The sequence below is a fragment of the Bacillus sp. K7 genome, from assembly GCF_053903245.1.
The window spans coordinates 141,326-167,500 of the sequence record NZ_CP096406.1 but is presented as its reverse complement, the minus strand read 5'-3'; the positions used below and the strand labels follow the sequence as shown (position 1 = coordinate 167,500).

Annotated in this window: 34 protein-coding genes and 1 rRNA gene (1 of these 35 running past the window's edge); 3 read left to right on the top strand and 32 right to left on the bottom strand. The window is 42.9% G+C overall.

Annotated elements, in window-relative coordinates:
• Positions 1–1,090: ribosomal RNA gene (locus M1D98_RS00965) — 16S ribosomal RNA — on the bottom strand; it reaches 460 nt to the left of the window's first position.
• 349 nt (positions 1,091–1,439) lie between these two features.
• Here M1D98_RS00965 and pdaB point away from each other — a divergent pair.
• Positions 1,440–2,204: a polysaccharide deacetylase family sporulation protein PdaB gene (pdaB, locus tag M1D98_RS00960; RefSeq protein WP_456279903.1), complete on the top strand. Its 765-nt coding sequence runs from the start codon at positions 1,440–1,442 to the stop codon at positions 2,202–2,204.
• Here pdaB and kbaA read toward each other — a convergent pair whose 3' ends face one another.
• On the bottom strand, positions 2,205–2,801 hold the full coding sequence (gene kbaA, locus M1D98_RS00955) for a KinB-signaling pathway activation protein (RefSeq protein WP_121641726.1): 597 nt from the start codon (positions 2,799–2,801) through the stop codon (positions 2,205–2,207).
• A 109-nt stretch (positions 2,802–2,910) separates the two neighbouring features.
• On the opposite strand from kbaA, the gene gerD reads away from it, so the two are divergent.
• Positions 2,911–3,468 carry a spore germination lipoprotein GerD gene (gene gerD / locus M1D98_RS00950; RefSeq protein WP_100739315.1) on the top strand — a complete coding sequence of 186 codons (558 nt, stop codon included), beginning with the start codon at positions 2,911–2,913 and terminating at the stop codon, positions 3,466–3,468.
• A 38-nt stretch (positions 3,469–3,506) separates the two neighbouring features.
• On the opposite strand, the gene salA is transcribed toward gerD, so the two are convergent.
• From salA to M1D98_RS00905, 9 genes are all read right to left on the bottom strand, one after another.
• The gene (salA, locus tag M1D98_RS00945; RefSeq protein ID WP_268559652.1) at positions 3,507–4,565 is read right to left on the bottom strand and encodes an iron-sulfur carrier protein/transcriptional regulator SalA; all 1,059 of its coding nucleotides are present in this window, start codon (positions 4,563–4,565) and stop codon (positions 3,507–3,509) included.
• A gap of 95 nt (positions 4,566–4,660) precedes the next feature.
• Entirely contained in the window at positions 4,661–5,374 is a 714-nt protein-coding gene (gene cwlD / locus M1D98_RS00940; protein ID WP_121641725.1) for an N-acetylmuramoyl-L-alanine amidase CwlD, read from the bottom strand.
• A gap of 59 nt (positions 5,375–5,433) precedes the next feature.
• A complete protein-coding gene (locus M1D98_RS00935; RefSeq protein WP_121641724.1) occupies positions 5,434–5,877 on the bottom strand; it encodes a YbaK family protein in 444 nt (147 codons plus the stop codon).
• 197 nt (positions 5,878–6,074) lie between these two features.
• Positions 6,075–6,842, bottom strand: a complete 768-nt coding sequence (locus M1D98_RS00930; protein ID WP_121641723.1) for a class I SAM-dependent methyltransferase — start codon at positions 6,840–6,842, stop codon at positions 6,075–6,077.
• Between the two features lie 146 nt (positions 6,843–6,988).
• Positions 6,989–7,966 (bottom strand): ABC transporter ATP-binding protein, encoded by a 978-nt coding sequence (locus M1D98_RS00925; protein ID WP_121641722.1) that lies wholly within the window; start codon positions 7,964–7,966, stop codon positions 6,989–6,991.
• Complete coding sequence (locus M1D98_RS00920; RefSeq protein ID WP_121641721.1) at positions 7,956–8,954, bottom strand: ABC transporter ATP-binding protein; 999 nt, start codon at positions 8,952–8,954, stop codon at positions 7,956–7,958. The genes M1D98_RS00925 and M1D98_RS00920 overlap by 11 nt, the downstream gene beginning before the upstream one ends.
• An 11-nt stretch (positions 8,955–8,965) precedes the next feature.
• Entirely contained in the window at positions 8,966–9,838 is an 873-nt protein-coding gene (locus tag M1D98_RS00915; RefSeq protein WP_121641720.1) for an ABC transporter permease subunit, read from the bottom strand.
• Between the two features lie 15 nt (positions 9,839–9,853).
• Positions 9,854–10,777 carry a glutathione ABC transporter permease GsiC gene (gene gsiC / locus M1D98_RS00910; RefSeq protein WP_039076407.1) on the bottom strand — a complete coding sequence of 308 codons (924 nt, stop codon included), beginning with the start codon at positions 10,775–10,777 and terminating at the stop codon, positions 9,854–9,856.
• A 91-nt stretch (positions 10,778–10,868) separates the two neighbouring features.
• Positions 10,869–12,446: a glutathione ABC transporter substrate-binding protein gene (locus M1D98_RS00905; protein WP_121641719.1), complete on the bottom strand. Its 1,578-nt coding sequence runs from the start codon at positions 12,444–12,446 to the stop codon at positions 10,869–10,871.
• Positions 12,447–12,596: 150 nt separating this feature from the next.
• Here M1D98_RS00905 and M1D98_RS00900 point away from each other — a divergent pair, with 150 nt between their 5' ends.
• Positions 12,597–13,337: a gamma-glutamyl-gamma-aminobutyrate hydrolase family protein gene (locus M1D98_RS00900; RefSeq protein ID WP_268559651.1), complete on the top strand. Its 741-nt coding sequence runs from the start codon at positions 12,597–12,599 to the stop codon at positions 13,335–13,337.
• A gap of 92 nt (positions 13,338–13,429) precedes the next feature.
• Here the strand turns inward: M1D98_RS00900 and rpsI are convergent, their stop codons facing one another.
• The 21 genes from rpsI to rpsH all read right to left on the bottom strand — a co-directional run bounded on the left by rpsI (position 13,430) and on the right by rpsH (position 26,153).
• Entirely contained in the window at positions 13,430–13,822 is a 393-nt protein-coding gene (gene rpsI / locus M1D98_RS00895; protein WP_003225846.1) for a 30S ribosomal protein S9, read from the bottom strand.
• Between the two features lie 20 nt (positions 13,823–13,842).
• Positions 13,843–14,280, bottom strand: a complete 438-nt coding sequence (rplM, locus tag M1D98_RS00890; RefSeq protein ID WP_003225844.1) for a 50S ribosomal protein L13 — start codon at positions 14,278–14,280, stop codon at positions 13,843–13,845.
• Between the two features lie 161 nt (positions 14,281–14,441).
• Positions 14,442–15,185 (bottom strand): tRNA pseudouridine(38-40) synthase TruA, encoded by a 744-nt coding sequence (gene truA, locus M1D98_RS00885; RefSeq protein ID WP_100739324.1) that lies wholly within the window; start codon positions 15,183–15,185, stop codon positions 14,442–14,444.
• 10 nt (positions 15,186–15,195) lie between these two features.
• On the bottom strand, positions 15,196–15,993 hold the full coding sequence (locus M1D98_RS00880; protein ID WP_039076403.1) for an energy-coupling factor transporter transmembrane component T family protein: 798 nt from the start codon (positions 15,991–15,993) through the stop codon (positions 15,196–15,198).
• Positions 15,990–16,859, bottom strand: a complete 870-nt coding sequence (locus M1D98_RS00875; protein ID WP_129550801.1) for an energy-coupling factor ABC transporter ATP-binding protein — start codon at positions 16,857–16,859, stop codon at positions 15,990–15,992. Before M1D98_RS00875 ends, M1D98_RS00880 begins: the two co-directional genes overlap by 4 nt.
• The gene (locus tag M1D98_RS00870; RefSeq protein WP_129550802.1) at positions 16,835–17,680 is read right to left on the bottom strand and encodes an energy-coupling factor ABC transporter ATP-binding protein; all 846 of its coding nucleotides are present in this window, start codon (positions 17,678–17,680) and stop codon (positions 16,835–16,837) included. The genes M1D98_RS00875 and M1D98_RS00870 overlap by 25 nt, the downstream gene beginning before the upstream one ends.
• A 131-nt stretch (positions 17,681–17,811) precedes the next feature.
• On the bottom strand, positions 17,812–18,174 hold the full coding sequence (rplQ, locus tag M1D98_RS00865; protein ID WP_003225836.1) for a 50S ribosomal protein L17: 363 nt from the start codon (positions 18,172–18,174) through the stop codon (positions 17,812–17,814).
• Positions 18,175–18,249: 75 nt separating this feature from the next.
• Positions 18,250–19,194 carry a DNA-directed RNA polymerase subunit alpha gene (locus M1D98_RS00860; RefSeq protein WP_003225835.1) on the bottom strand — a complete coding sequence of 315 codons (945 nt, stop codon included), beginning with the start codon at positions 19,192–19,194 and terminating at the stop codon, positions 18,250–18,252.
• Positions 19,195–19,370: 176 nt separating this feature from the next.
• A complete protein-coding gene (gene rpsK, locus M1D98_RS00855) occupies positions 19,371–19,766 on the bottom strand; it encodes a 30S ribosomal protein S11 (RefSeq protein ID WP_010332782.1) in 396 nt (131 codons plus the stop codon).
• A 20-nt stretch (positions 19,767–19,786) separates the two neighbouring features.
• Positions 19,787–20,152: a 30S ribosomal protein S13 gene (gene rpsM / locus M1D98_RS00850; RefSeq protein WP_003156545.1), complete on the bottom strand. Its 366-nt coding sequence runs from the start codon at positions 20,150–20,152 to the stop codon at positions 19,787–19,789.
• A 22-nt stretch (positions 20,153–20,174) separates the two neighbouring features.
• Positions 20,175–20,288: a 50S ribosomal protein L36 gene (rpmJ, locus tag M1D98_RS00845; protein WP_003156543.1), complete on the bottom strand. Its 114-nt coding sequence runs from the start codon at positions 20,286–20,288 to the stop codon at positions 20,175–20,177.
• A gap of 33 nt (positions 20,289–20,321) precedes the next feature.
• Positions 20,322–20,540 (bottom strand): translation initiation factor IF-1, encoded by a 219-nt coding sequence (infA, locus tag M1D98_RS00840; RefSeq protein WP_003156508.1) that lies wholly within the window; start codon positions 20,538–20,540, stop codon positions 20,322–20,324.
• Between the two features lie 312 nt (positions 20,541–20,852).
• Positions 20,853–21,599, bottom strand: coding sequence for a type I methionyl aminopeptidase (gene map, locus M1D98_RS00835; RefSeq protein WP_039076400.1), 747 nt, complete (start codon positions 21,597–21,599; stop codon positions 20,853–20,855).
• Complete coding sequence (locus M1D98_RS00830) at positions 21,596–22,249, bottom strand: adenylate kinase (RefSeq protein ID WP_019713058.1); 654 nt, start codon at positions 22,247–22,249, stop codon at positions 21,596–21,598. Before M1D98_RS00830 ends, map begins: the two co-directional genes overlap by 4 nt.
• Positions 22,250–22,304: 55 nt before the next feature.
• A complete protein-coding gene (gene secY, locus M1D98_RS00825) occupies positions 22,305–23,600 on the bottom strand; it encodes a preprotein translocase subunit SecY (protein WP_039076399.1) in 1,296 nt (431 codons plus the stop codon).
• 1 nt (position 23,601) lies between these two features.
• Entirely contained in the window at positions 23,602–24,042 is a 441-nt protein-coding gene (gene rplO / locus M1D98_RS00820; protein ID WP_003225819.1) for a 50S ribosomal protein L15, read from the bottom strand.
• 30 nt (positions 24,043–24,072) lie between these two features.
• Positions 24,073–24,252 (bottom strand): 50S ribosomal protein L30, encoded by a 180-nt coding sequence (gene rpmD / locus M1D98_RS00815; protein ID WP_003156497.1) that lies wholly within the window; start codon positions 24,250–24,252, stop codon positions 24,073–24,075.
• A gap of 13 nt (positions 24,253–24,265) precedes the next feature.
• Positions 24,266–24,766: a 30S ribosomal protein S5 gene (gene rpsE, locus M1D98_RS00810; protein WP_003328273.1), complete on the bottom strand. Its 501-nt coding sequence runs from the start codon at positions 24,764–24,766 to the stop codon at positions 24,266–24,268.
• A 24-nt stretch (positions 24,767–24,790) separates the two neighbouring features.
• Positions 24,791–25,153 (bottom strand): 50S ribosomal protein L18, encoded by a 363-nt coding sequence (gene rplR, locus M1D98_RS00805; protein WP_039076398.1) that lies wholly within the window; start codon positions 25,151–25,153, stop codon positions 24,791–24,793.
• Positions 25,154–25,185: 32 nt separating this feature from the next.
• A complete protein-coding gene (gene rplF / locus M1D98_RS00800; protein WP_268523736.1) occupies positions 25,186–25,725 on the bottom strand; it encodes a 50S ribosomal protein L6 in 540 nt (179 codons plus the stop codon).
• A 29-nt stretch (positions 25,726–25,754) separates the two neighbouring features.
• Positions 25,755–26,153, bottom strand: a complete 399-nt coding sequence (gene rpsH, locus M1D98_RS00795; RefSeq protein WP_003241998.1) for a 30S ribosomal protein S8 — start codon at positions 26,151–26,153, stop codon at positions 25,755–25,757.
• Between the last annotated feature and the right edge of the window lie 22 nt (positions 26,154–26,175).

Here is a 26,175-nt window from a genome sequence, read left to right as displayed (position 1 = left end):
TCTCACGACACGAGCTGACGACAACCATGCACCACCTGTCACTCTGCCCCCGAAGGGGACGTCCTATCTCTAGGATTGTCAGAGGATGTCAAGACCTGGTAAGGTTCTTCGCGTTGCTTCGAATTAAACCACATGCTCCACCGCTTGTGCGGGCCCCCGTCAATTCCTTTGAGTTTCAGTCTTGCGACCGTACTCCCCAGGCGGAGTGCTTAATGCGTTAGCTGCAGCACTAAGGGGCGGAAACCCCCTAACACTTAGCACTCATCGTTTACGGCGTGGACTACCAGGGTATCTAATCCTGTTCGCTCCCCACGCTTTCGCTCCTCAGCGTCAGTTACAGACCAGAGAGTCGCCTTCGCCACTGGTGTTCCTCCACATCTCTACGCATTTCACCGCTACACGTGGAATTCCACTCTCCTCTTCTGCACTCAAGTTCCCCAGTTTCCAATGACCCTCCCCGGTTGAGCCGGGGGCTTTCACATCAGACTTAAGAAACCGCCTGCGAGCCCTTTACGCCCAATAATTCCGGACAACGCTTGCCACCTACGTATTACCGCGGCTGCTGGCACGTAGTTAGCCGTGGCTTTCTGGTTAGGTACCGTCAAGGTGCCGCCCTATTCGAACGGCACTTGTTCTTCCCTAACAACAGAGCTTTACGATCCGAAAACCTTCATCACTCACGCGGCGTTGCTCCGTCAGACTTTCGTCCATTGCGGAAGATTCCCTACTGCTGCCTCCCGTAGGAGTCTGGGCCGTGTCTCAGTCCCAGTGTGGCCGATCACCCTCTCAGGTCGGCTACGCATCGTTGCCTTGGTGAGCCATTACCTCACCAACTAGCTAATGCGCCGCGGGTCCATCTGTAAGTGGTAGCCGAAGCCACCTTTTATGTTTGAACCATGCGGTTCAAACAAGCATCCGGTATTAGCCCCGGTTTCCCGGAGTTATCCCAGTCTTACAGGCAGGTTACCCACGTGTTACTCACCCGTCCGCCGCTAACATCAGGGAGCAAGCTCCCATCTGTCCGCTCGACTTGCATGTATTAGGCACGCCGCCAGCGTTCGTCCTGAGCCAGGATCAAACTCTCCGATAAAAGTTTGACTGACTACGCACATCGCTGTGCGATTTATAAAAAAATGAATTAACAGGTACGTTTTGTCTTGTTTAGTTTTCAAAGATCATTACTGCCGCTTAACGAAGCAGCTTTATTACTATAACATTCAGCTTCTTGTAAGTCAATAACTTTTTTCAAAGCATTTAATGAAGCTTTTAATTGTTGTCGGCTGGCTTATCAGCGACGAATAATAATATATCACGGATATTATCAAAAGGTCAACACCTAATTTAGCTTTATACAAAGAGACATTTTAACGGTTATATTCAATTGGCTCTGCTCATAAGATGTAGTACAAGAATGATGGACAAGATAAGGAGGCATCTCAGTGAATCACTTCTATGTGTGGCACATTAAACGAGTGAAACAATTTATCATTATACTTATCGCCGCATTTGCAGCAGCCAGCTTTTTTTATATCCAAAGAGCTGTTCCGCTTCCCGTGTTTTCAACTGACACCGGACCTAAAGCCATTTATAAAGGAGAAACAGATTCGAAAGACGTTGCCCTTACTTTTGATATCAGCTGGGGTGATAAAAAAGCAGAACCTATACTTAATACTCTGAAAGCAAATGGAATTAGAAATGCGACGTTTTTTCTTTCCGCTTCCTGGGCTGAACGCCACCCCGACACAGTAGCGCGTATCGTAAAGGACGGCCATCAAATAGGGAGCATGGGCTATGCTTATAAAAACTATGCCAATTTAGAGAGCAGCGAAATAAAAAAGGACATTAACCGTGCGCAAACTGCCTTTGAAAAGTTAGGGGTCAAAGACATACAGCTATTAAGACCCCCTACCGGACAGTTCAATAAGAATGTACTAACGGTCGCTAAGCAATACAATTATACGGTTGTTCATTATAGTATAAACTCTCAGGATTGGACTAATCCCGGGGTTGAAATAATTATCGATAATGTGACCAAGCAGGTTTCCGGAGGAGACATTGTTCTTTTACACGCCTCCGACTCGGCAAAACAAACAGAAGAAGCGTTGCCTGATATCATCCATCAGCTAAAAGAAAAAGGGTTAAAAAATGTAACCGTAGGTGATCTCATTGCAAATTCTGATGCCAAATCCTCAGAGATAAAGTAATTACTTCGCTGCAAACCTCGGCAGCATCAGCAATTGGAAAGCATTACACGCCATTAACGGAAAAAGCATTAAATAAAGCCAGTCCTCATCATTTACTCTTAACGCAGGAAACCATTCTAATGCAGTAATCACAACCATTAAAAACAACGATGACACAAACGTTTTCTTAGAGGACTGCTTTTGCTTTATATAAGCTGTTACCACCCCAAAGATCAGTAAAAATATTGGTAACCACGCATAGCCAGCCAGCGATTCTCCGCTTTCTCCAAAAAATAAGAACCGCACATACATTAAATCAAAAGCTACAAACAAGATGAAAAACAACTGAAGTAAATTCCATAAGGATGATGATCTTAATATCTCAAGCGCAAACCGGTGAACTGTTAAAAACACGAAGAAACCCATTTGGCTAATCACACTAAAAATCATGCCTACCCCGACAAACCAGAACAAAACAGAAAAAATCTGCCCCGCTTCGAAGGCAAGAAACAGCCCCTTATATTCTCCCCACTTTAAAGCAAAACCCACAATACTCGTGATAACCGCTCCGACAGCTAATATAGAAAAGAAAAAACGAACCAAACCACGGCTTTTCATTTCTTTAATCAACCCCTCAAAAATCGCATACCGCGATATTTTGTTATGTATAATTCCAAAGAGATGAATCATATTAAAAGTAAGACAAGTATGTGAAAGGAGCTTAAGCATGTCAAAAGCCAAAACGCTATTGATGAGCTGTTTTTTGTTATTATCTGTAACAGCTTGTGCTCCAAAAGACCAAGCAGCGGATATGGACTATGATCAGACCAAAAAAATGGTTGTTGATATATTAAAAACTGATGATGGAAAGAAAGCCATTAAGGAATTATTAAACGATGATGCGATGAATGAAGCACTGGTGATTGACCAAGATGCGATTAAAGGAACGATAGAAAAAACACTCACCTCTAAAAAGGGTGAAGAATTTTGGAAAAACATCTTTGAAGACACTGATTTTGCCGAAGGCTTTTCGAAAACCCTTCAGAAAGAGCATGAAAAAGTGATTAAAAAATTGATGAAGGACCCGGATTACCAGAAGATGTTGATGGACGTCATGCAGGATCCAGGCATGAATAAAAAGTACAGCCAATTGGCAAAAAGCCAAGAATTCCGCAGTTACTTAGAAGAGGTTATTAACGAAACGCTTTCTAGTCCGCTTTACAAAAAACAGTTCGAAGATGAGCTGAAAAAAGCAGCAAAAGAAACGGCTAAAGAAAGCGAATAAAGGGAAAGCCGGGATTCAGAATCCCGGTTCGCCTTTTTTTATACTTGCACTGACATTTTCGCATCTATTTTTTTAGCGATGTCCTGATATATTTCTCCTATAGGATGGCTTTTGTCATATACAGAAGGAGCAAATTGTTCCTTATCCCATTCAGGCTGTTTCAACGGGATTCTGCCAAGCAAAGGCACATTCAATTCCTCAGCTAGTTTATCTCCGCCGCCTTTACCAAAGACATACTCTCTTTCTCCTGTCTTAGCGCTTTCGTAATAAGCCATGTTCTCTATGACGCCAACGACTTCATGATCAGTTTTAATGGCCATAGAACCCGCTCTAGCCGCGACAAAAGCAGCTGTAGGATGCGGCGTTGATACGATGATTTCTTTGCAGCTCGGAAGCATTGTATGTACATCGAGAGCAACGTCCCCTGTTCCAGGCGGAAGATCAAGAACAATATAGTCTACTTCTCCCCACTCTACTTCATGGAAAAAGTTGTTCAGCATTTTGCCAAGCATTGGCCCTCTCCATACGACCGGAGCATTTTCTTCTACGAAGAAGCCCATCGACATCACCTTTACCCCGAAGCGTTCAACAGGAAGAAGTTTCTCTCCTTCAATAGTCGGACGCACAGTGATGCCCATCATATCAGGCACACTGAAGCCATAAATATCCGCATCAATTAAACCAACCTTTTTCCCAAGACGAGCAAGAGAAATAGCAAGGTTTACTGACACAGTTGACTTGCCTACGCCGCCCTTTCCGCTTGCTACAGCTAGAAAGACTGGCGGATTATCCATATTTAGCAATGTTTTTTTCTCAGCTGACGGCGCACGGAACTTAGCAATCGTTTCCTCAGGAAGCTCTTCAAATCGAAGGCCGACCGTCTCGGCGCCTGCCCCTTTTAAGACGTTTACGATCTCTTGCTGAATCTGCATTTGCTCTGCAGTCCCGGTCTTTGCAAGAGCGACTTTTACACTGATATGCCGTTTTTCAGGCTTTATTTTAATTTCCTTTACGGCATCCAATTCTCCCAGAGGTCTTTGAAGAAAAGGTTCGCGCATTTCACCGACTAGTTTTCTTACTTCATCTTCTCTTATCATCGAACCTCACCCTTTTGTGTATTCGTTTTCAGGCATTATTATATCATACATAAATAGCAGGTGTCTTATGCTTGAAACCATAAGAAAACCCTCCTTTACTCTGGAGGGTTTCCTTTTTCCGTGTAATATCGCAAAATGCCTTTATATATGGAAGATGCCACCTTGTCCTGATATTTCGATTTTCCGAGCAGCTTTGCTTCACTTGGATTAGATAAAAACCCGACTTCTATAAGTGCTCCGGGTTTGGTGACGTTTTGCATTAAGTAGACACCATGAATCCGCTTTGCTTTTCGGGTTGTGTTTTCCAGATTTCGTCTCAATTCATCCTGAATGTATTTTGCGACTTTTTCATTTTCTGCATATTTCCCGAAATAAAAGCTTTGGGCTCCGCTCCACTTTTGCGATGGAATCGCATTGAGATGAATGCTGATATAGAGTTCAGCCTCTGAATGGTTTATTAATTTGACTCGCTGTCTTAGGTCTTCCGCTTTTCTCCTGCTATAGCCCTTCGTTCCTTCTGGAGCGAGATCGACATCACTCTCCCTAGTCATGATGACAAGCGCCCCTTGTTGCTGAAGGTAGTCCCTGACTCTAAAGGCCACTTCAAGCGTTACATCTTTCTCTAACAGCTTTCCGCCGACTGCTCCTCCGTCAGGACCTCCATGACCGGGGTCCAGATAAATAATTTTCCCGCTCAGGGGCAGACTCCACGGCTTCCATGAATCGTTATTGCTGAACTGATACTTGAATAGAAATAGTAAAACGATGAAGCCTAGCAAAAAACCGAGCCATTTAAGCTTTTTCCTCATGCCTTCCCCTCCCGCTTGTCCGTTACTACATAACTATGGGACAGGGCCGGGAATTATGATTATCGCATGCGAAGCTTACACTGTTTTTCTCTTTGGACAACTCCCTGTGTCCACCAGTCTTTAATGAACTTTCGCGCTGCTTCATAAACCGTATTTTTATCAAAAGTTGCGTATTGCTCGTGTATCCAATTATAGAGATAATCAAAAAACTCCATACGCAGCTCTTCTTCTTCACTTGCTGAGCGGGCACTGATGCTCTGCATGGATTCTCCGTAGTAGCCGAAAATCCCAAAACGCCCACCCAACAAATAAGCTTCTATCGCAAAATCAATACAGCCTTCGCTGATAATATCTCTTTCATCATGTAAAAATGGGAATAATGGTTCCAAACAGTCCTTAACAGACAGAATAATTTGTCTCAGAGAGAGTTCTTTGAGCAAGTTCTTTTCTAATTCATAATCCTTTTGGCGTTTCACATCCATAAAAGACAGTACCTCTGCCATACAAATTCACTCTCCTTTTACCGGTTATTTTGAGGTTTCAATCGTGATACCATGCCCGAATTCGGTTGGAAATTCGCCCAAATGAAGGTGCAGGGATTGATAAAAGGAAGAGGATTTAGCAGCTTTCCGCAGGTGAGGGAACGAACGTTCTGCCAATAAGCATTATAAAAGCAGCCCCTCTAACAGGTCGCTGCTTTTCATACTTTCACACTTCTTGTTGCAGAATATGTATGAATATACTGGTCCAATACAAAACCGCCTTTATCTTCATAAAAACCAGTGACAATAAAACCGGCATCAATTTGGCCCTTGATTTGGTCTTCTAACGAATGGCCGAATTCTAGAGCTTCATTATTCTCAATCAGTTTTTTTACTTTATGTTTTGGAAGATCTTCTGAGTCGGCATATGGAATAGAGTGTTTTACTTTTAAAATACCTTGCTGTTCTAACTCTACATCAAACAGAAATACGACAGGATTGACAAAACCTGAGATTAGAGTGCCGTTTCTTTTTAGCACACGGTGCGCTTCTTTCCAGACCGGGAGGACATTCTCAACAAAAACATTGGCAACAGGATGTACAATGACATCGAATGATTCATCCTGAAATTGACTGAGGTCGTCCATACTTCCTTTGACAGTATGTATCCTAAGATCATCACGCTCAGCAACTATTCTATCCTGATCCAACTGCTTTTCCGAGTTATCTAATACAGTGACATCCGCTCCTGCGGCTGCCAAAATCGGGCCCTGCTGGCCGCCACCTGATGCTAAACAGAGCACTTTCAGCCCATTGACAGGGGGAAACCAATCTCTCGGTACATCTTTCATTGGTGTTACCCTTATATCCCAATTGCCTTTTTTCGCTTGTTCAATGACATGCTGCTCAACAGCAACAGTCCATTCATTGCCTGTTTCTACTTTTTGATCCCAGGCTTTGCTATTATGATCTACTAACGCATTCATGAATCGTTCTCCTTACTTTAATGTATAGAGTATAACAAATATTTCTAGATTGATATCGCTTTCCCTTTGCATATTTAGAAAAAAGTTCATAAAAACGCAAAAAAACCACAAAGGAGATGTGATTTTTTTGGCTAGTGACTATCATATCATTTTTTTGAATCATATAAGTGGCAAAATACTTGATGCTGCTCAGACATATTGCTTAGCATTGGCATCTCTGTTTTGCATTGATCCATGACAGCAGGGCATCTGGTATGAAACGGACAGCCGGCCGGCGGATTCGAAGGACTAGGCAAATCACCTTTAAGCTCAATGCGTTCCTTTCTGCGATGCGGGTCAGGGATCGGGACAGCTGAAAGCAGCGCTTTTGTATACGGATGCTTCGGATTCTGTATAATTGAATCGCGATCTCCAACTTCAACCAGTTTCCCAAGATACATCACACCAATACGGTCGCTTATAAAATCAACAACACTTAAATCATGTGCTATAAACAAATAAGTTAAACCAAATTCCTTCTGCAGGTCTTTCATCAAATTCAGTATCTGCGACTGAATCGATACATCGAGTGCGGAAACAGCCTCATCTGCAATAATCAGCTTCGGATTTACAGCCAGAGCCCGGGCGATGCCGATTCTTTGCCTTTGCCCGCCGCTGAATTCATGCGGAAAACGACTGCCGTGCTGACGGGACAGCCCCACGGTATCCAAAAGTTGATGCACTTTTCTTTCACGTTCAGAAGAAGTCATGAGTCCATGAACAATCAACGGTTCTTCAATGATTTCTTTCACTCTCATTCTGGGATTTAATGAGGCATAAGGATCTTGAAATACCATTTGAAAGTCTTTTCGCAAATTACGAACGTCTTTCTCATTCATTTTCGTAATATCCTGTCCGTTAAACAGAATACTGCCTTCTGTAGGCTCCAGCAGCTTCATCAACATCCGTCCGGTTGTTGACTTTCCGCATCCGCTCTCTCCGACAAGGCCGAAAGTTTCTCCGCGATTAATTGTAAATGAGATATCATCCACCGCTCTCACGGGCTTTGATTTTTTAAAAAGGCCCGATGAATCAGAAAAGATTTTTTTCAAATGTTTCACTTCAACTAAAGGCTCATGATTCATATGCTGGCTCCTCCTTTCCCTCATTTTCATTCAGCCAGCATCGGCTTGTTCTTCCTTCCCCCACGTTTAGCAATGGCGGCTCTTTTTTCAGGCATTTATCAAAGACAAACGGACAACGTGATGCAAATTTGCATCCGGACGGCCAATCCTCTGCCATCGGAACATTGCCTTGGATAGAATGCAACCGTTCCTGCCGCTTTCCGATTCGAGGAATGGATTCCAGCAGCCCTTTTGTATACGGATGCTTTGGATCATCAAACAGATCATAAACCGAACCTTGTTCTACAATTCTCCCTGCATACATTACGGCCACTCGGTCACACGTTTCAGCGATGACGCCAAGATCATGTGTAATCAACAATATCGATGTGCCGTGTTTCTCCTGCATATCTTTCATGACATCTAGTATTTGGGCTTGAATCGTTACATCAAGCGCTGTTGTAGGTTCATCGGCAATTAATAATTTAGGCGAACAAGACATGGCCATAGCGATCATGACGCGCTGTCTCATTCCTCCGGACAACTGGTGAGGGTACTGCTGTAAAATTTCATCAGCCCTTGAAATACCGACTTGTGTTAACATTGAAACAGCATGTTGATCCGCTTTTTTGCGTGAATAGTTGAGGTGCTTTTTAATCGCCTCTCTTAGCTGATTCCCTATCGTTAGAACAGGATTTAATGAAGTCATCGGCTCTTGGAATATCATGGCGATCTCATTTCCCCTCAGTTCCCGAATTTCTTTTTCTGAGAGAGCTAAGAGGTCTCTGCCGTCAAAATGAATTGATCCGCCAACGATCTTTCCCGGTGTGTCTTTTAACAGTTTCATAATGGATAAAGAGGTGACGCTTTTTCCGCTCCCGGATTCCCCTACAATACCCAAAATTTCACTTTCGTTTATCGTAAAATCAACTCCGTCAACTGCAGGAATTTCCTTACCGTTTACAAAAAAGCTCGTCCGTAGCTGATTGACGTTTAATATCGGTTTCATTCTTTTACCTCCTAATCCTTTATCTTAGGATCAAGCGCGTCCCGGAGTCCGTCACCAAGCAGATTAAAAGCTAAAACGGTGAGAAAGATTGCAAGTCCCGGAAAAATCGTCACATGCGGAGCTGTGTTTAAGTAGTTATGCCCATCACTCAGCATAGCGCCCCATTCAGGAGTAGAGGGATCTGCTCCTAATCCTAAAAAACTAAGTCCTGCCGCTATTAAAATAGCGGAACCGATTCTCATTGTGAAATACACAATAATCGTTGAGAACGTACCCGGTAAAATGTGTTTTAGAATAATGCGTGTATCTTTAGCACCTGTTGATTTTGCCGCTTCCACATACAGGCTTGATTTCATCTCCAGCACACTGCTTCGAACAATCCGCGCAAATACAGGCACGCTGAATATAGCAACTGCAAAGACTACATTCATTAAACCTGTTCCTAGGATTGCGATAATCCCAATGGCCAGTAGCATCCCCGGAAAAGCTAATAAAATATCGCAAAATCTCATAATCAAACTATCAATCCATTTACCAAAATAGCCGCTTATAACGCCAAGTGCACTTCCGGCTAAAGCTCCCAAAAATACAGAAGACAAACCAACAAATAACGAAATTCTGGCTCCTACTAAGATTCTGCTGAAGATATCCCTCCCGTATGCGTCAGTTCCCGCCAAATGAGCCGCTGAAGGCTTTAAAAATAATTGGCCGTAATCGACTTTTGCAGGGTCATATGGCACAAGGTACTGGCCGAATAATGCGACAAAAAATAATAGGAAAAGAAAGACAGCCGATATCATTGATACCTTTTGCTTCTTAAAAGAAATCCAAAAATCATGGAACCTGCTGCTTTTTGCCGGCTTCTCAACATGCTTTATCTCCATTTGTGATCCTCCTTCCTATGATCCGTAGCGTACTTTCGGATTCAGCCAGCCATATAACAAATCAACGATTAAATTAATGAGTAGAAATTCAAAAGAAAATAATAAAAGTTCAGCTTGTATAACGGGATAATCCCTTGACACAATTGAATTAATTAATAGACGCCCCAATCCAGGCCAGCTGAATAACGTTTCTGTAATGATTGATCCGCTCAGCATAAACCCGAACTGTAATCCAGTCATCGTGACAACCGGAATCATTGCATTTCTGAAGGCATGCTTCATAAGAACCGTATATTCATGCAGGCCTTTGGCTCTGCTCGTCCGGATATAATCATTCTTTAACACATCCATGACTGCGGATCTTGTAAAGCGGGCAATTATAGCTGCGACTCCTGCTCCTAGCGTAATAGAAGGGAGAATATAATGTTTCCAGGAGTCCATTCCCCCTGTAGGAAGCCAGCCTAACTGAACGGAAAACAACTGCATAAGCATAAGCCCCAGCCAGAAAGAAGGAATAGATATCGCAGAAACCGCAAAAATCATTGTCGCATGATCCTGCCACTTGTTTCTTTTGACAGCTGAAACTAAGCCGATCGGAATTCCGAATAGCAATGACCAAAACATGCTGACAACTGTCAGCCAAAATGTCGGCATAAACCGCTCAGACAGCATCTCTGCCACAGGTCTTCCTGCCTGAATAGAGGTTCCTAGATCTCCTTGAAAGAGATTGGACATATATGAGATGTATTGTTGATATAAAGGCTGATCTAAACCATATTTCTCTCTAACTAATTTGATTTCATCAATTGTTGCATCACTTCCTGCGATTAACCGGGCAGGGTCTCCGGGAATCATATGCACGAACATAAAGACAATAACAGTAATAATGAACAAGAGAGGAATCATCAGTAATAAACGTTTGATTGAGTACTTTATCATTAGGCGCCCTCCTTGACTTCAATAAAAGGAGGCTGACCCATATGAGTCTGCCTCCGGAACACGCTGGATGGGCGTCACCCAAGCGCCAGCATTATTTTTTTTCTGCCCCGCGAACATCCATCACACCTGATGGCTGCATTACCACTCCATCGACACTTTCTTTTTTCGCATAAATTAAATCTGGTACAGCAAGGAAAACCCATGGCGCATCTTCCCAAATCTGTTGCTGTGCCTTTCCATATAATTCTTTGCGTTTCGCCGTGTCAGAAGTTTGTAACGCTTGGTTCAGAAGACTGTTTACAGTATCACTTTGGTAGTAAGACGTGTTATAAGAATTCGGCGGGAATGCTTCTTCTCCGCCAAAGACTGGGCGAAGACCCCAGTCGGCATCACCAGTAGACGGAGACCATCCGCCATTATAAAGCTCCAGATCAGCATCTTTTGCATATGTAACGCCCCAGATTTTATCCCCGATTGTACCGCTTTCCATAGGAACTGTTTTTAATGTAATTCCTACTTTATCAAGCTGCTGTTTATAAAATTCCATCATTTTAACCTTATCAGAGCTGTTTCCGCCCCAGATTGTTGCCTCAAACCCATTTGGATAACCCGCTTCTTTTAAAAGCTGCTTTGCTTTTTTGATGTTATATTCGTATGGTGTTTGTTCAGCGTAAAACTGTGTATCAGGTGCAATAGATGACTTCGTTTCAGAAGCATATCCGTTATATACAACTTTCAGGAAAGCTTCTTTATCAATTGCATAGTTAATAGCCTGGCGGACTTTCACATCATTAAAAGGCTTTTTCATTGTATTCATTGAAAAGTACTTCACAATTAAAGACGGCTTTGTAACCAATGATAGTCCGTCGGTGTTCTCAATCGTTTTTGTATCTGTCGGTGGTACCGGATAGATGAAATCAGCTTCTCCCGTTTGAAGCATCGCAATTCGTGCCCCATTTTCAGGAACAGGCTTAAAGACCATGTTATGTACCTTTGGAAGGTCCTTGTTCCAGTAATCTTTATTGGCAGTTAATTTAAGATATTCGCCGTGCTGCCATTTTTCAAACTTAAACGGTCCTGTTCCGACCGGGTGCTGTGATACTTTATCGCCATATTTTTTAATCGCATCAGGACTGATCATCATAGCTGCCGGATGGGCAAAGTTGTTGATCATGGCCGCAAATGGCTTACTTAAAGTTACACGCACTGTATGATCATCTATTACTTTCGTTTCTTTTACTAGCTCAAATAAACTATGTCGTTTTAGCTTGGAGTCAGGATCAGCAAGACGGTCAATGTTCGTTTTCACCGCTTCGGCATTAAAGGCCGTTCCGTCTTGGAACTTGACTCCTTCCTTCAGTTTGAACGTGAACTCAGTCGAATCTTTGTTTACCTCATAGCTTTCGGCTAGGACGGGGATGACTTTGTTATCCTTATCAAAGCCTAAAAGGCCTTCCATAATAGCTGATTCAGCCGTATAAGAGGCATTATCGTTTGTATCATGAGGATCAAGCGTTGTCACATCACTTTCTAAAGCAACCGTGAATGTATCACGAGATGCACCCTTACTCTCTGAAGCTTTATCATTTTTATCGTTGTTGCCGCACGCCGCTAAGAAAATACTTGCTATGAGCACAAATGATAAGCTGAATATAAACCGCTTTTTCACTTTAAACCCCCCATATAAAATTGTTAAAATTTAAACTAATTGAACAATAGTGTATACTACAAGAGAAGCGTGAGATTGTCAATAATGCTGATCAGTTTAATAAGCTTTATGGCAATCTGCAGTAGAGTCAGTTGGAAGGAATGATTATAGATGAAACCTGTTATCGGCATATCAGGAAGTATCATCATTGATCAAAGCGGGCGTTTCCCAGGTTACAAGCGCGCCTATGTGAATGATACATACGTTCAATCTGTTTTAGATGCGGGAGGCGTCCCTTTTATCGTGCCTGTTATAAATGATGAAGAAACGATCGATCAGATGATACAGCAAATAGATGGGCTTGTGATGTCAGGAGGACATGATGTTAATCCCCTCCTGTATGGTGAGGAGCCTCTTGCTAAACAAGGTTCAGTTTTTCCCGAGCGAGATGAATTTGATCAATTACTAATAAAAAAAGCCATAGCAGCCGGCAAACCCGTATTTGCCATTTGCAGAGGGTTACAAATCTTAAATGTCGCGTTTGGCGGCTCTATTTACCAGGATCTATCTTATATTGAGAATGCCTCTATTAAACATGATCAGTACAATAATACCGAGGTACCCACTCATACCATTGATATTGAACCGGGTACGCACCTTCATTCTGTATTTGGAGATACTGCGCTGGTCAATTCGTTCCATCACCAAGCGATTAAAGATGTGGCTCCTGGGTTTCTCATATCTGCCCGGGCACGAGATAAAGTCATTGAAGCGATCGAAATGGAGAGCAGCACATTTGTGCTTGGGGTTCAGTGGCATCCAGAGATGTTGACAAAAGGGTATCCGCTCATGCTGAAGCTATTCGAAACTTTAGTGGAGAAAGCCGAGCAGCAAAAAGCGGCCGTTTTATAAAGCAAAAAGCAGAAGCACTCATACAGGCTTCTGCTTTTTTGAACATATAAAAAAGCTCCCAACGCAAGGTTGAGAGCTTTGAAAACGTAAAATTAACGTTTTGAGAACTGAGGTGCACGACGAGCGCCTTTAAGACCGTATTTTTTACGTTCTTTCATACGAGCGTCACGAGTCAGAAGACCTGCACGTTTAAGTGTTGCACGGTATTCTGGATCTGCTTCAAGCAAAGCACGAGCGATACCATGACGGATTGCTCCAGCTTGACCAGATAAGCCGCCTCCATGTACGTTTACTAAAACATCATAAGTACCAGCTGTTTCAGTCAAAGTTAATGGTTGTTTAATATCTTCGATTAGAGCTGGAGATGGGATGTGCTCGCTGATTTCACGATTATTAACGACGATACGACCTTCTCCTGGAACTAAGCGCACACGCGCTACAGAACTTTTACGACGGCCAGTACCGTAATATTGAACCTGTGCCAAATTGGTAACCTCCTTTTTAATTAACCGCGAAGTTCGTAAACTTCAGGTTTTTGTGCTTCATGTGGATGCTCAGAACCACGGTATACGTTCAATTTTTTGAACATTTGACGACCTAGAGAACCTTTTGGAAGCATGCCTTTGATAGCAAGCTCAAGCATTTTCTCAGGGTAGTTTGTACGCATTTCAAGAGCAGTTCTTGATTTTAATCCGCCTGGATGTTGAGTGTGACGGTAGTAGATTTTGTCAGTTAACTTTTTACCAGTTAACTCGATTTTTTCAGCGTTGATGATGATCACATGATCTCCTGTATCAACGTGCGGTGTATAAGTTGGTTTGTGTTTCCCGCGAAGGATAGATGCAACTTCTGTAGAAAGACGTCCTAGAGTCTTGCCAGCAGCATCAACAACTAACCACTTGCGTTCAATAGTACTTGCGTTAGCCATAGGTGTTGTACGCATTGAATTTCCCTCCTAAATGATCTGTCATTTTCAATAAACTTCGATTACGTTCTATTTCACAACACAATAAGTTCCGGGGCTTATCGTGGGGTTGAAATACATACCATATGATATCTTATAACTTTATGCAGACTCTGTCAAGAAAATATTACACACCTGGTTTAGTTGTCATAGCAAACGTTCCATAAATATAGCCCGTGCCCCGGCGCTGTGCGCCCTGCCGCTTCGCGATCCTTCGCTTCCAGCATAGATTTCACATCATCGGGAGAAATTTTACCAATACCTGCATCAAGCAAAGTACCCGCTATAATTCTAACCATATTATATAAGAAACCACTGCCTATGATCCGCATTTGCAGGCCGTCATTCGTCTCAGTCCAATCAAGTTCGTAAATCGTCCTTACCTTGTCCTGTACTTCTGTTTTCACCGCGCAAAAGCTCGTAAAATCATGTGTCCCTAAAAGATGCGTTGCCGCTTCTTTCATGTTCTGCACATTAAGGTGATATGAAAAATGGTAAGCGTAATGCCGTTTAAATACGTCCGGGTGTTTCTCCGTGTAAACAAAGTAGCGATATTCTTTTTTCACTGCGCTAAATCGTGCATGGAACCCATCATCCGCAATTTCTGCCTGTTTGACTGCGATGTCGTCCGGAAGCAGTGCATTTAAGGCATACGGCCATCTCTCTGCCGGGATAGACAGTGGTGTATCAAAATGGATCACCTGTCCGGCTGCGTGAACCCCGCTGTCTGTTCTTCCTGACGAAACGACCGGAATTCTTTCTTTCGACTTATGCAGGACAGCCAAAGCCTTCTCCAGTTCGTTTTGAACCGTTCGTTTGCCTGGCTGAACCTGATAACCATAAAACAAATGTCCGTCATAAGAAATCGTGCATTTCATTCTCATACCAGCACCTCTAAGCCCTTAACAAAAATAACAAAGCAGCCAATACCATCAAGCTGACAATGACAGAAGTGTCTTTTCCTGTCCATACAAGCTTTCTGTATTTCGTGCGTCCCTCTCCGCTTTGATAACCCCTTGCTTCCATTGCCACCGCAAGCTCTTCAGCGCGTTTGAATGCACTGACGAAGAGAGGGACAAGAAGGGGTACAATCGCCTTCACTCTGTCTTTTACAGGGCCGCTTGTAAAATCAACGCCTCTCGCCATCTGAGCCTTCATGATCTTATCTGTCTCCTCCATCAAGGTCGGGATAAACCGTAATGAAATGGACATCATAAGAGCGAGCTCGTGAACAGGAAGTTTTATTTTTTTAAATGGATTCAGAAGCTGTTCCATTCCATCGGTAATCTCAATCGGAGTTGTCGTCAGTGTTAATAAGGTTGTGATTAAAATGAGATAAACGAATCTAAGAGAAATAAATATCCCTTGAACCAAACCGCCCTCATAGACTTTGAAAACACCTAATTGAAAGAGAACCGGTCCTTCGTGTGTCATGAATATGTGAAGAAGGAACGTGAAAAGGACAATCCAGATGATTGGCTTTAACCCTTTTAGCAAAAAAGGGAAAGGAACTCGTGTTAAAGAAACGACACCCATTGTAAACAATCCAAGCAACGCATATGTCTGCACATTATTGGCCAGAAATACGATACAAACAAATAAAAAGATCGTGATGAGTTTTGTTCTGGGGTCAAGCCGATGCACAAGTGAAGAGCCCGGTACATACTTGCCGATAATCATGCTGTCCATCATAAGGTTTTCTCCCCCCGAAAGAGAGTACGGATTTCACTAGCAGCCTCTTCAATTGTGAGCATAGGCTCTTTAAATGTGACGCCAAGTGCAGCTTCAAGCTGCCTTTGAAATTTGATCGTTTCCGGAAGGTCAAGCCCCCAGCCAGCCATCTCTTCACCTTTTGAAAACAAATCACGCGGACTGCCTGAAGCTTGTATCGTTCCTTTATGCATGACAATCATTTCATCAGCGTATGCAGCTGCGTCTTCCATGCTGTGTGTTACAAGGATCGTCGTCAGGTTTCCCCGTTGATGAAGCTCATAAAACATGTCCATTATCTCTTTTCGTCCTCTTGGATCCAACCCAGCAGTCGGTTCATCCAAAACAAGCACTTCAGGGTCCATTGCAAGTACGCCGGCAATTGCAACTCTGCGCATTTGTCCCCCGCTTAATTCAAAAGGCGATCTGTCCAGAAGCTCTTCTGATAAACCAACGAGCTTCAGCATCTCTCTCGCTCTTTGTTCAGCAGCCTCTTTTTTTACACCAAAATTCATAGGTCCGAACGAAATATCTTTGAGAACTGTTTCTTCGAATAATTGATGCTCAGGAAATTGGAAAACGATTCCGACTTTTTTACGAAGGGCTTTCAGCTCTTTATTCTTTTTCCCTGCCTGGATAACAGTGCTGCCTAGTGAAATCTGTCCCTCCGTCGGTTTCAGTAGGCCATTCAAGTGCTGAAGAAGAGTGGACTTGCCAGAGCCTGTATGCCCGATAACGGCTACATAGCTTCCTTCTTTAATCGATGCATTGATGTCATACAGTGCAAGGCGCTCAAACGGCGTCTTCATCTGATAACGATGCTCTACATCTTTGATTGTAATGTCCATAGCTCTTTCACCAGCCCTTCCTGAGTCAAATGATTTTCCTCCAGCGCCAGTCCATTTTTCCGTAAAAGCTGGCTGAGCTGGAATGAGAAGGGTAAATCAAGCCCGATTTGAACAAGTTGCTTATTCAATTTAAAAATCTCTTCAGGCGTCCCTTCGGCATATTTCTTCCCGCCATTCATCACAATGATCCGGTCTGCTTTTGCTGCTTCATCTAAATCATGTGTGATAGAAATGACAGTGCCCATGCCCTGTTCCTTTAAGTGCCTTACCGTTTCAAGCACTTCTTCTCGCCCGATCGGGTCAAGCATAGATGTTGCTTCATCTAAGATAATAATATCAGGACGTGCGGCAATCACTCCCGCAATCGCAACTCTCTGCTTTTGGCCCCCGGAGAGATGGTGCGGCTCTTGATCGAGAAAATCTTGCATATTCACCTGTTTTACTGCCCAGTCTACTCTCTCAATCATTTCTTCCCGCGGTACACCATTGTTTTCTAAACCAAAAGCCACATCATCGCGAACCGTCGTTCCGACAAATTGGTTGTCCGGATTTTGAAAGACCATGCCAATCTTTTTACGCACTTCCCAAACGGATTCCTCTGTCAATTGAATCCCAGCAACCTCAATGTCGCCTGATTCAGGAAGGATTAAGCCATTCAAAGCCCGGGCCAGTGTTGATTTCCCTGAACCGTTATGACCTACAATAGCAAGCCATTCACCCTCATACACCTGCAGGGAGACGCCGTCTAGTGCCCGTCCTTCTGCGTCTTTCCGATATCGAAATACGATATCCTCTACCGATATCAACTGATTTTGATTCATGGAAAACCGGCCTCCTCTCAGCTAACGCTCTGCTATTCTCTCTATATAAAAAGTTGCAGTATCTAAAAAAAGGGCATAGATCCAGTTAGAAACTGTCCCGCCCTTCTTTAGATACACAAAAATATGTGATATTAAACCAATTCGATAATTGCCATTGGTGCTCCGTCACCACGGCGAGGACCAAGCTTCATAATACGTGTGTATCCACCTTGGCGCTCCTCGTAACGAGTTGCAATGTCAGAGAATAATTTTTGAAGTGCATCTTGGTTATTTTCTTCGTTAGCAACCTCGTTGCGGATGTATGCAGCAGCTTGACGGCGAGCGTGAAGATCGCCGCGTTTGCCAAGCGTGATCATTTTTTCAACTACAGAGCGAAGTTCTTTCGCACGTGTTTCAGTTGTTTCGATTCTTTCATTGATGATCAAATCAGTTGTAAGATCACGAAGCATAGCTTTACGCTGTGCACTCGTACGTCCTAGTTTTCTGTATGACATATGATGTCCCCTCCTTTATTGGAATGCTGTTCTGATAATAAACACACGAAAATCCTAGTTCACATGGGAAACTAGTCAATCGTCTTTGCGAAGTCCGAGTCCAAGTTCTTCTAGTTTCGCTTTCACTTCTTCAAGTGATTTCCGTCCTAGGTTACGAACTTTCATCATATCTTCTTCCGTCTTGTTCGCAAGCTCTTGAACCGTGTTAATACCCGCACGCTTTAGGCAGTTGTAAGAACGAACTGAAAGATCCAATTCTTCAATTGTCATTTCAAGAACTTTCTCTTTTTGATCTTCTTCTTTTTCAACCATGATTTCAGCATGCTGAGCTTCGTCAGTTAAACCAACGAATATATTAAGGTGTTCAGTTAAAATCTTTGAACCAAGCGCAATGGCTTCTTTCGGTCCAGTGCTTCCATCAGTCCAAACATCAAGTGTAAGTTTATCATAGTTTGCAACTTGGCCTACACGAGTGTTCTCTACCTGATAAGATACACGAGAAACTGGTGTATAGATAGAATCGATCGGAATCACGCCGATTGGCTGATCGTCTCTCTTGTTTGCGTCAGCAGGCGTATACCCACGTCCTCTTTGAGCAGTAAGGCGAACTCGGAAACTCGCATTCTCACCAAGAGTCGCGATATGAAGATCAGGATTTAAGATCTCTACATCACTATCGTGTGTAATATCAGCTGCCGTTACAGTTCCTTCGCCCTGTACATCAATTTCTAGCGTCTTCTCTTCATCAGAGTAGATTTTCAATGCAAGCTTTTTAATGTGTAAGATAATCGTTGTAACATCTTCCACAACGCCTTCAATTGTCGAGAATTCGTGCAGTACACCATCTATCTGGATTGATGTTACAGCGGCACCAGGGAGTGAGGATAAGAGGATACGACGTAAGGAGTTACCCAGAGTTGTACCATATCCACGCTCAAGTGGCTCTACGACAAACTTACCAAATTTGGCATCGTCGCTGATTTCAACCGTTTCGATTTTTGGTTTTTCAATCTCGATCATTACTTAAAACCCTCCTTCAAAACGTCGAAACCTCGAATAGAATCATATGAGATTCCATCCGAAATTCCCCATTGTTTAGTCCCGTATGTGCTCAGGCAACGAGTCGGTGCATTCGTTTCATAAATAACTGTATCATAACCCATTATTGACAGGGACACAAAATCTATACAAACAAATTACACGCGGCGACGTTTTGGTGGACGGCATCCGTTATGAGGAACAGGAGTTACGTCTCTGATAGCAGTGACTTCTAGTCCAGCAGCTTGAAGTGCACGAATTGCAGCTTCACGGCCTGAACCAGGGCCTTTAACAGTAACCTCAAGAGTTTTAAGACCATGTTCGATTGAACCTTTAGCAGCTGTTTCTGCAGCCATTTGCGCAGCAAAAGGAGTAGATTTACGAGAACCTCTGAATCCTAGAGCTCCGGCACTAGACCAAGAAAGAGCATTACCATGAGTGTCAGTGATCGTAACGATCGTGTTATTGAAAGTTGAACGAATATGAGCAATTCCAGACTCAATATTCTTTTTCACGCGACGTTTACGCGTGTTAGATTTACGAGCAGCAGCCATTGTTTAGGTACCTCCCTTACTTATTTTTTCTTGTTAGCTACAGTACGACGCGGACCTTTACGAGTACGCGCATTGTTTTTAGAGTTTTGTCCGCGAACAGGCAATCCTCTGCGATGGCGGATTCCGCGGTAGCTTCCGATTTCGATCAGACGCTTAATGTTAAGAGAAACTTCACGGCGAAGGTCACCTTCTACTTTCAGTTTGTCAATAACATCACGGATTTTACCAAGTTCTTCTTCAGTAAGATCACGCACACGAGTATCTTCTGAAACACCAGCCTCTTTCAAGACTTGCTGAGCCGTTGTACGGCCAATTCCGAAGACATATGTTAAAGAAATAACAACACGTTTGTCACGTGGGATATCTACACCAGCAATACGAGCCATTCTCTGGGCACCTCCTTATAAATTATCCTTGTTTTTGTTTATGCTTTGGATTTTCACAGATCACCATTACTTTTCCTTTTCTGCGAATAACTTTACATTTTTCGCAGATTGGTTTAACTGATGGTCTCACTTTCATGTGTTTCCAACCTCCTTCAGTTTCCGGAGTGCTTTATTTGTAACGGTACGTAATCCTGCCACGAGTTAAGTCATATGGAGATAATTCTACCGTAACTTTGTCTCCAGGTAAAATGCGAATGAAGTGCATGCGGATTTTACCAGATACGTGAGCCAAAACAGTGTGGCCATTCTCAAGTTCAACTTTGAACATCGCGTTTGGCAGTGTTTCGACTATAGTACCTTCCACTTCAATTACATCGTCTTTCGCCATTCAAGTGTTCTCCCTTCTTCAAATCAGTAACTTGCTTTCTGACAAATTTCAAAAGAAGTTTGTCACACGCCCTGTTTCGTTTATACTGTTCTGAACTTCCGGAGATACGCAATCATAAAGGGTTAAATGATTGATATTTTTTTCTCAGGAGAATGAAATGTACGCTTTTCTCCGTCTGTTGTTAGTACAATGATGATGGGTAACAATTCCAATGACAACAGCAAGATGAATTCGGTCCTGCCAATGTTCATCCAAACTTTCTGCCCTATCAAGCCTGAAAAAAACACATGTCCTCGGAATTATTTTCATCACCTAGACTCTCGTCAGTATATCAAAACCCGTTTCCGTAATCGCAATTGTATGTTCAAAATGAGCACACTTTTTCCCATCTACCGTTACAACCGTCCAGTTATCAGCCAATGTTTTCACGTAGCGGCTGCCAGCGTTCACCATAGGTTCAATAGCGAGAACCATGCCAGGTTTAAGCCGTGGTCCTTTGTTGGGCGGACCGTAATGAGGAATTTGCGGGTCCTCATGCAAGTCTTGACCAACACCATGTCCGACATACTCCCTAACAACTGAAAACTGCTCATTTTCGACATACGTTTGTATTGCGTGGGAAATATTCGACAAACGTTCACCTGGTTTTGCTTCCTGCAAGCCTTTATATAAAGACTCCTCTGTCACTTCCAGAAGTTTTTTATCAGCATCGCTGATGTTTCCTACCGGATATGTCCATGCAGAGTCACCATGATAACCATTTAATTTAGCACCGATATCAATACTGATGATGTCTCCGTCCTTTAGCACCCTGCTGCCAGGAATACCGTGAACGAGTTCTTCATTAACTGATACGCAAATGCTCCCGCGAAACCCATTATACCCCTTAAAAGATGGGATTGCACCCTGCTTCTTAATAAAACGTTCGGCAATTTGATCCAATTCTTTTGTCGAGATTCCTGGTTTAATGTGCTTTTTTAACTCTTCATGAGTTAAAGCCACGATTCGCCCTGCTTCCCGCATGATATCAAGTTCACGTGGGGTTTTACAGATAATCATTTTTTTAATCCTCCAAGAAGATCCTTCACATCTGCATAAACGTCTTGAATGTCCTGTTGGCCATTCACGTTTGCAAGATAACCTTTCTCAGAATAAAAATCGAGTAAAGGCTGAGTTTGCTTCATGTTTACCTCAAGCCGTTTAGAGACGGTTTCCTCATTATCATCTGCCCGTTGATAGAGTTCGCCTCCGTCTTTATCACAAACACCCGGCGTTTTCGGCGGATTAAAGATTAAATGATAGGTTGTGCCGCAAACACTGCAAATTCTGCGTCCAGTCAGACGTTCCATTAGAGCGTCTTTGTCGACTTCAATGTTAATGACATAATCAATCGGCTTGCCGTATTCCTCAAGAATTTCTTCAAGAGCTTCGGCTTGAGCGACTGTTCGCGGAAATCCGTCCAGAAGAAAACCTCTTTCACAATCATCTTTGCCAAGTCTTTCTTTGACAATTCCAATTGTGACTTCGTCAGGTACGAGCTCTCCCTTATCAATATAAGATTTTGCTTCGAGTCCGAGTGGTGTTTCTTCTTTCATAGCAGCACGGAACATATCTCCTGTTGAGATATGAGGAATCCCATAATCCTCAACAATTCGTTCGCCCTGTGTACCTTTACCGGCACCAGGAAGCCCCATTAAGACTAAGTTCATTCGGATTTCCCCCCGTCCTCTCTATATTAAGAGGGAATGGATAAATCCATTTCCTCTAGTTTTTCATAAATCCACGGTAGTTTCGTTTCACCAACTGGCTTTCTAGTTGTTTCATTGTCTCTAAGGCTACCCCGACAACAATTAACAAAGATGTTCCGCCAATTTGTGCACTTTGAGGCAATCCAGCGAATTGAATGAAAAAGATAGGAAGAATGGAAATCACGGCTAAGAATATAGAACCCACAAACGTAAGTCGATACAAAATGCTCGTAATTCTATCTTGAGTCATTTTCCCTGGACGAACCCCCGGGATATAGCCACCCTGTTTTTTAAGGTTATCAGCCATTTGTTCAGGATTAACCTGTACAAAAGCATAAAAGTACGTAAAGGCAATAATCAACGCAACATATATCGCCATACCCACCGGATGTGTATTGTCAAAGTAGTTTTGAATCCACTTTGTCACATCGTTTGTTCCAAAGAATGAAGCGATTGTCCGCGGCGTTATCAAAAACGCAACTGCAAAGATCACCGGAATAACCCCTGCAGGGTTTACTTTCAATGGAAGGTGAGTAGACTGTCCACCGCCAGCAGGTGAACGACCTGTGCCTTTAGCATATTGAATCGCAATTTTCCGTACGGCTTGCTGAATGAAAATAACTCCAACAATAACTGCTAAAATCGCAATCACAAGAAGTGCGATTTTCACAATATGAATAAACAACTGATCGTCGCTGCCGACAAATTGAGTCTCATATATTTGTCCAATCGTTTTTGGAATACTAGCCACAATCCCCGCGAAGATAATGATCGATATTCCGTTGCCTACTCCATGAGACGTAATTTGCTCTCCAAGCCACATTAAAAAGGCAGTTCCGCCAGTGAGCACTAAAGCAATAATAAGATATGTCGATACACCGGATTTTTCGATCAGCATACCGTTTGCCAGATTGTTGAATCCGTATGACATACCTAACGCTTGGATGAAACCAAGCACAATCGTAAAGTACCTTGTGAACTGAGCTAATTTACGGCGGCCAACTTCACCTTGCTTAGACCACTCGGTAAACTTCGGCACCACATCCATCTGAAGCAGCTGAATGATGATCGAAGCCGTGATATAAGGAGTAATTCCCATTGCGAAAATGGAAAATTGGTAAAGCGCACCGCCGCCAAATGTATTAAGGAGATCAAAAACACCCATTTGAGACTGTGCCTGTAACACTTCAGCGTTAACATAAGGCACAGGAATAAACGCACCTATGCGAAAGACGATAAGCATGAGTAAAGTGAATATGATTTTATTCCTGATATCACTCACACGCATAAAGTTGGAGATTGTTTTAAACAAGTTAGATCACCTCAGCTGTACCGCCAGCAGCTTCAACAGCTTCTTTTGCAGAAGCAGAGAATTTATTGGCTTTTACAGTTAATTTTTTCTCTAATTTACCGTTGCCAAGAATCTTTACTCCTGCATTAAGTTTGCTAATAACACCAGTCTCAAGAAGAAGTTCAGGAGTGACTTCCGTTCCTTCTGCAAAACCGTTCAATTTGTCTAGGTTGACTACAGCGTATTCCTTGCGGTTGATGTTAGTGAAACCGCGTTTAGGAAGACGTTGGAATAAAGGCATTTGTCCCCCCTCGAATCCTGGGCGTACACCACCGCCAGAACGAGCGTTTTGACCTTTGTGACCTTTACCAGCTGTTTTACCGTTGCCAGAACCAATACCACGACCTACGCGATTACGCGTTTTGCGTGAACCTTCTGAAGGTTTTAATTCATGAAGTTTCATTAGGACACCTCCTTATCCAATCAATTATTTTTATTGTTCTTTAACAGAAACTAAATGAGATACTTTATTAATCATACCGCGGATCGCAGCGTTGTCTTCGTGAACAACAGTTTGGTTTGTTTTCTTTAAACCGAGTGTTCTCACAGTAACGCGTTGATCTTCCGGACGACCGATTACACTTCGTTTGAGGGTAATTTCTAATTTAGCCATTAATGTTCCCTCCTTATCCTAACAGTTCTTCTACAGATTTTCCACGAAGCTTTGCAACGTCTTCAGCGCGCTTAAGTTCACTTAAACCTTGAAGAGTTGCACGAATCATGTTGATCGGTGTGTTAGAACCTAAAGACTTAGAAAGGATATCAGCTACACCAGCAAGCTCAAGTACCGCACGTACAGGGCCTCCAGCGATAACTCCAGTACCTTCAGAAGCAGGTTTTAACAAGATGTTACCTGCACCGAAACGTCCGATGATTTCGTGTGGAATTGTAGTTCCAACCATTGGTACTTCAATTAAATTCTTTTTCGCATCTTCAACAGCTTTGCGGATCGCTTCTGGTACTTCTTGTGCTTTACCAGTACCGAATCCTACGTGTCCGTTTTTGTCACCGACAACGACTAGAGCTGCGAAGCGGAAACGACGACCACCTTTAACAACTTTCGCTACGCGGTTAACCGTAACTAAGCGTTCTTCTAACTCTAATTTGCTTGGGTCAATACGACGCATAATCATGTGTCCCTCCTTCTTTTATTAAAATTTAAGTCCAGCTTCACGAGCAGCATCAGCCAAAGCTTTTACACGTCCATGGTATAAGTATCCGCCACGGTCAAATACTACGTCAGAAACGCCTTTTTCAGCAGCGCGTTTTGCAACTAATTCTCCAACTTTAGTAGCAGCAGAAGTATCTCCAGTGCTTTCAACATTCAAGTCTTTATCGAGAGTAGATGCACTAGCAATTGTTACACCATTTACATCATCGATGATTTGAGCGTAGATGTGCTTGTTAGAACGGAAAACGTTCAGACGCGGTCTTTCAGCAGTACCGGAAAGTTTAGCGCGAACACGAGCGTGTCTCTTAAGACGAGCAGCATTTTTGCTAGTTTTCGTAATCATCTAGGTCACTCCTTTCTTCACTTTAAGCGATCTTACTTAGCAGATTTACCTTCTTTGCGGCGAACAACTTCACCTTCGTAGCGGATTCCTTTACCTTTGTAAGGCTCTGGAGAACGGACAGCGCGAATGTTAGCAGCAATAGCTCCTACACGTTCTTTGTCTGTTCCTTTTACAACTACTTTAGTTTGAGAAGGAACTTCGATTTCGATGCCTTCTTCAGGAACGATCTCAACAGGGTGAGAGTATCCAACGTTTAAAACAAGTTTATTTCCGGATTTAGACGCACGGTAACCGACACCGACTAATTCCAAACCTCTTTCAAATCCTTTAGATACACCTTCAACCATGTTGCCAAGCAGACTGCGAGTCGTACCATGCAGCGCACGGTGCTCTTTATGATCAGAAGGACGAGCGACTGTAAGCACATTGTCCTCTACTTTAATCTCCATATCAGGGTGAAACGTACGAGTTAATTCTCCTTTTGGTCCTTTCACAGTTACAGTATTGTTATCGTTAAACGTTACTGTAACATCAGAAGGAATCTCAAGTAACTTCTTACCTACACGAGACATACCAAACACCTCCATTCATGTTAAACTTCTTACCAAACGTATGCTAGAACTTCTCCACCAGCTTGTTTTGCACGGGCTTCTTTGTCCGTTAAAACACCTTGTGATGTAGAAATAATCGCAATTCCAAGACCGTTAAGTACGCGAGGTACTTCATTAGATTTAGCATAAACACGCAAACCAGGCTTGCTGATTCTTTTAAGACCAGTGATAACGCGCTCGTTGTTTTGTCCGTATTTCAAGAAAACGCGGATGATACCTTGTTTGCTGTCTTCTACGAACTCAACGTCACGAATGAAACCTTCACGCTTTAAAATTTCAGCAATTTCTCTTTTCAATTTAGAAGCAGGAATTTCAAGCTTCTCATGACGTACCATGTTTGCATTGCGAATACGAGTTAGCATATCTGCAATTGGATCTGTCATAACCATTATATAATTACCTCCTTCCCTT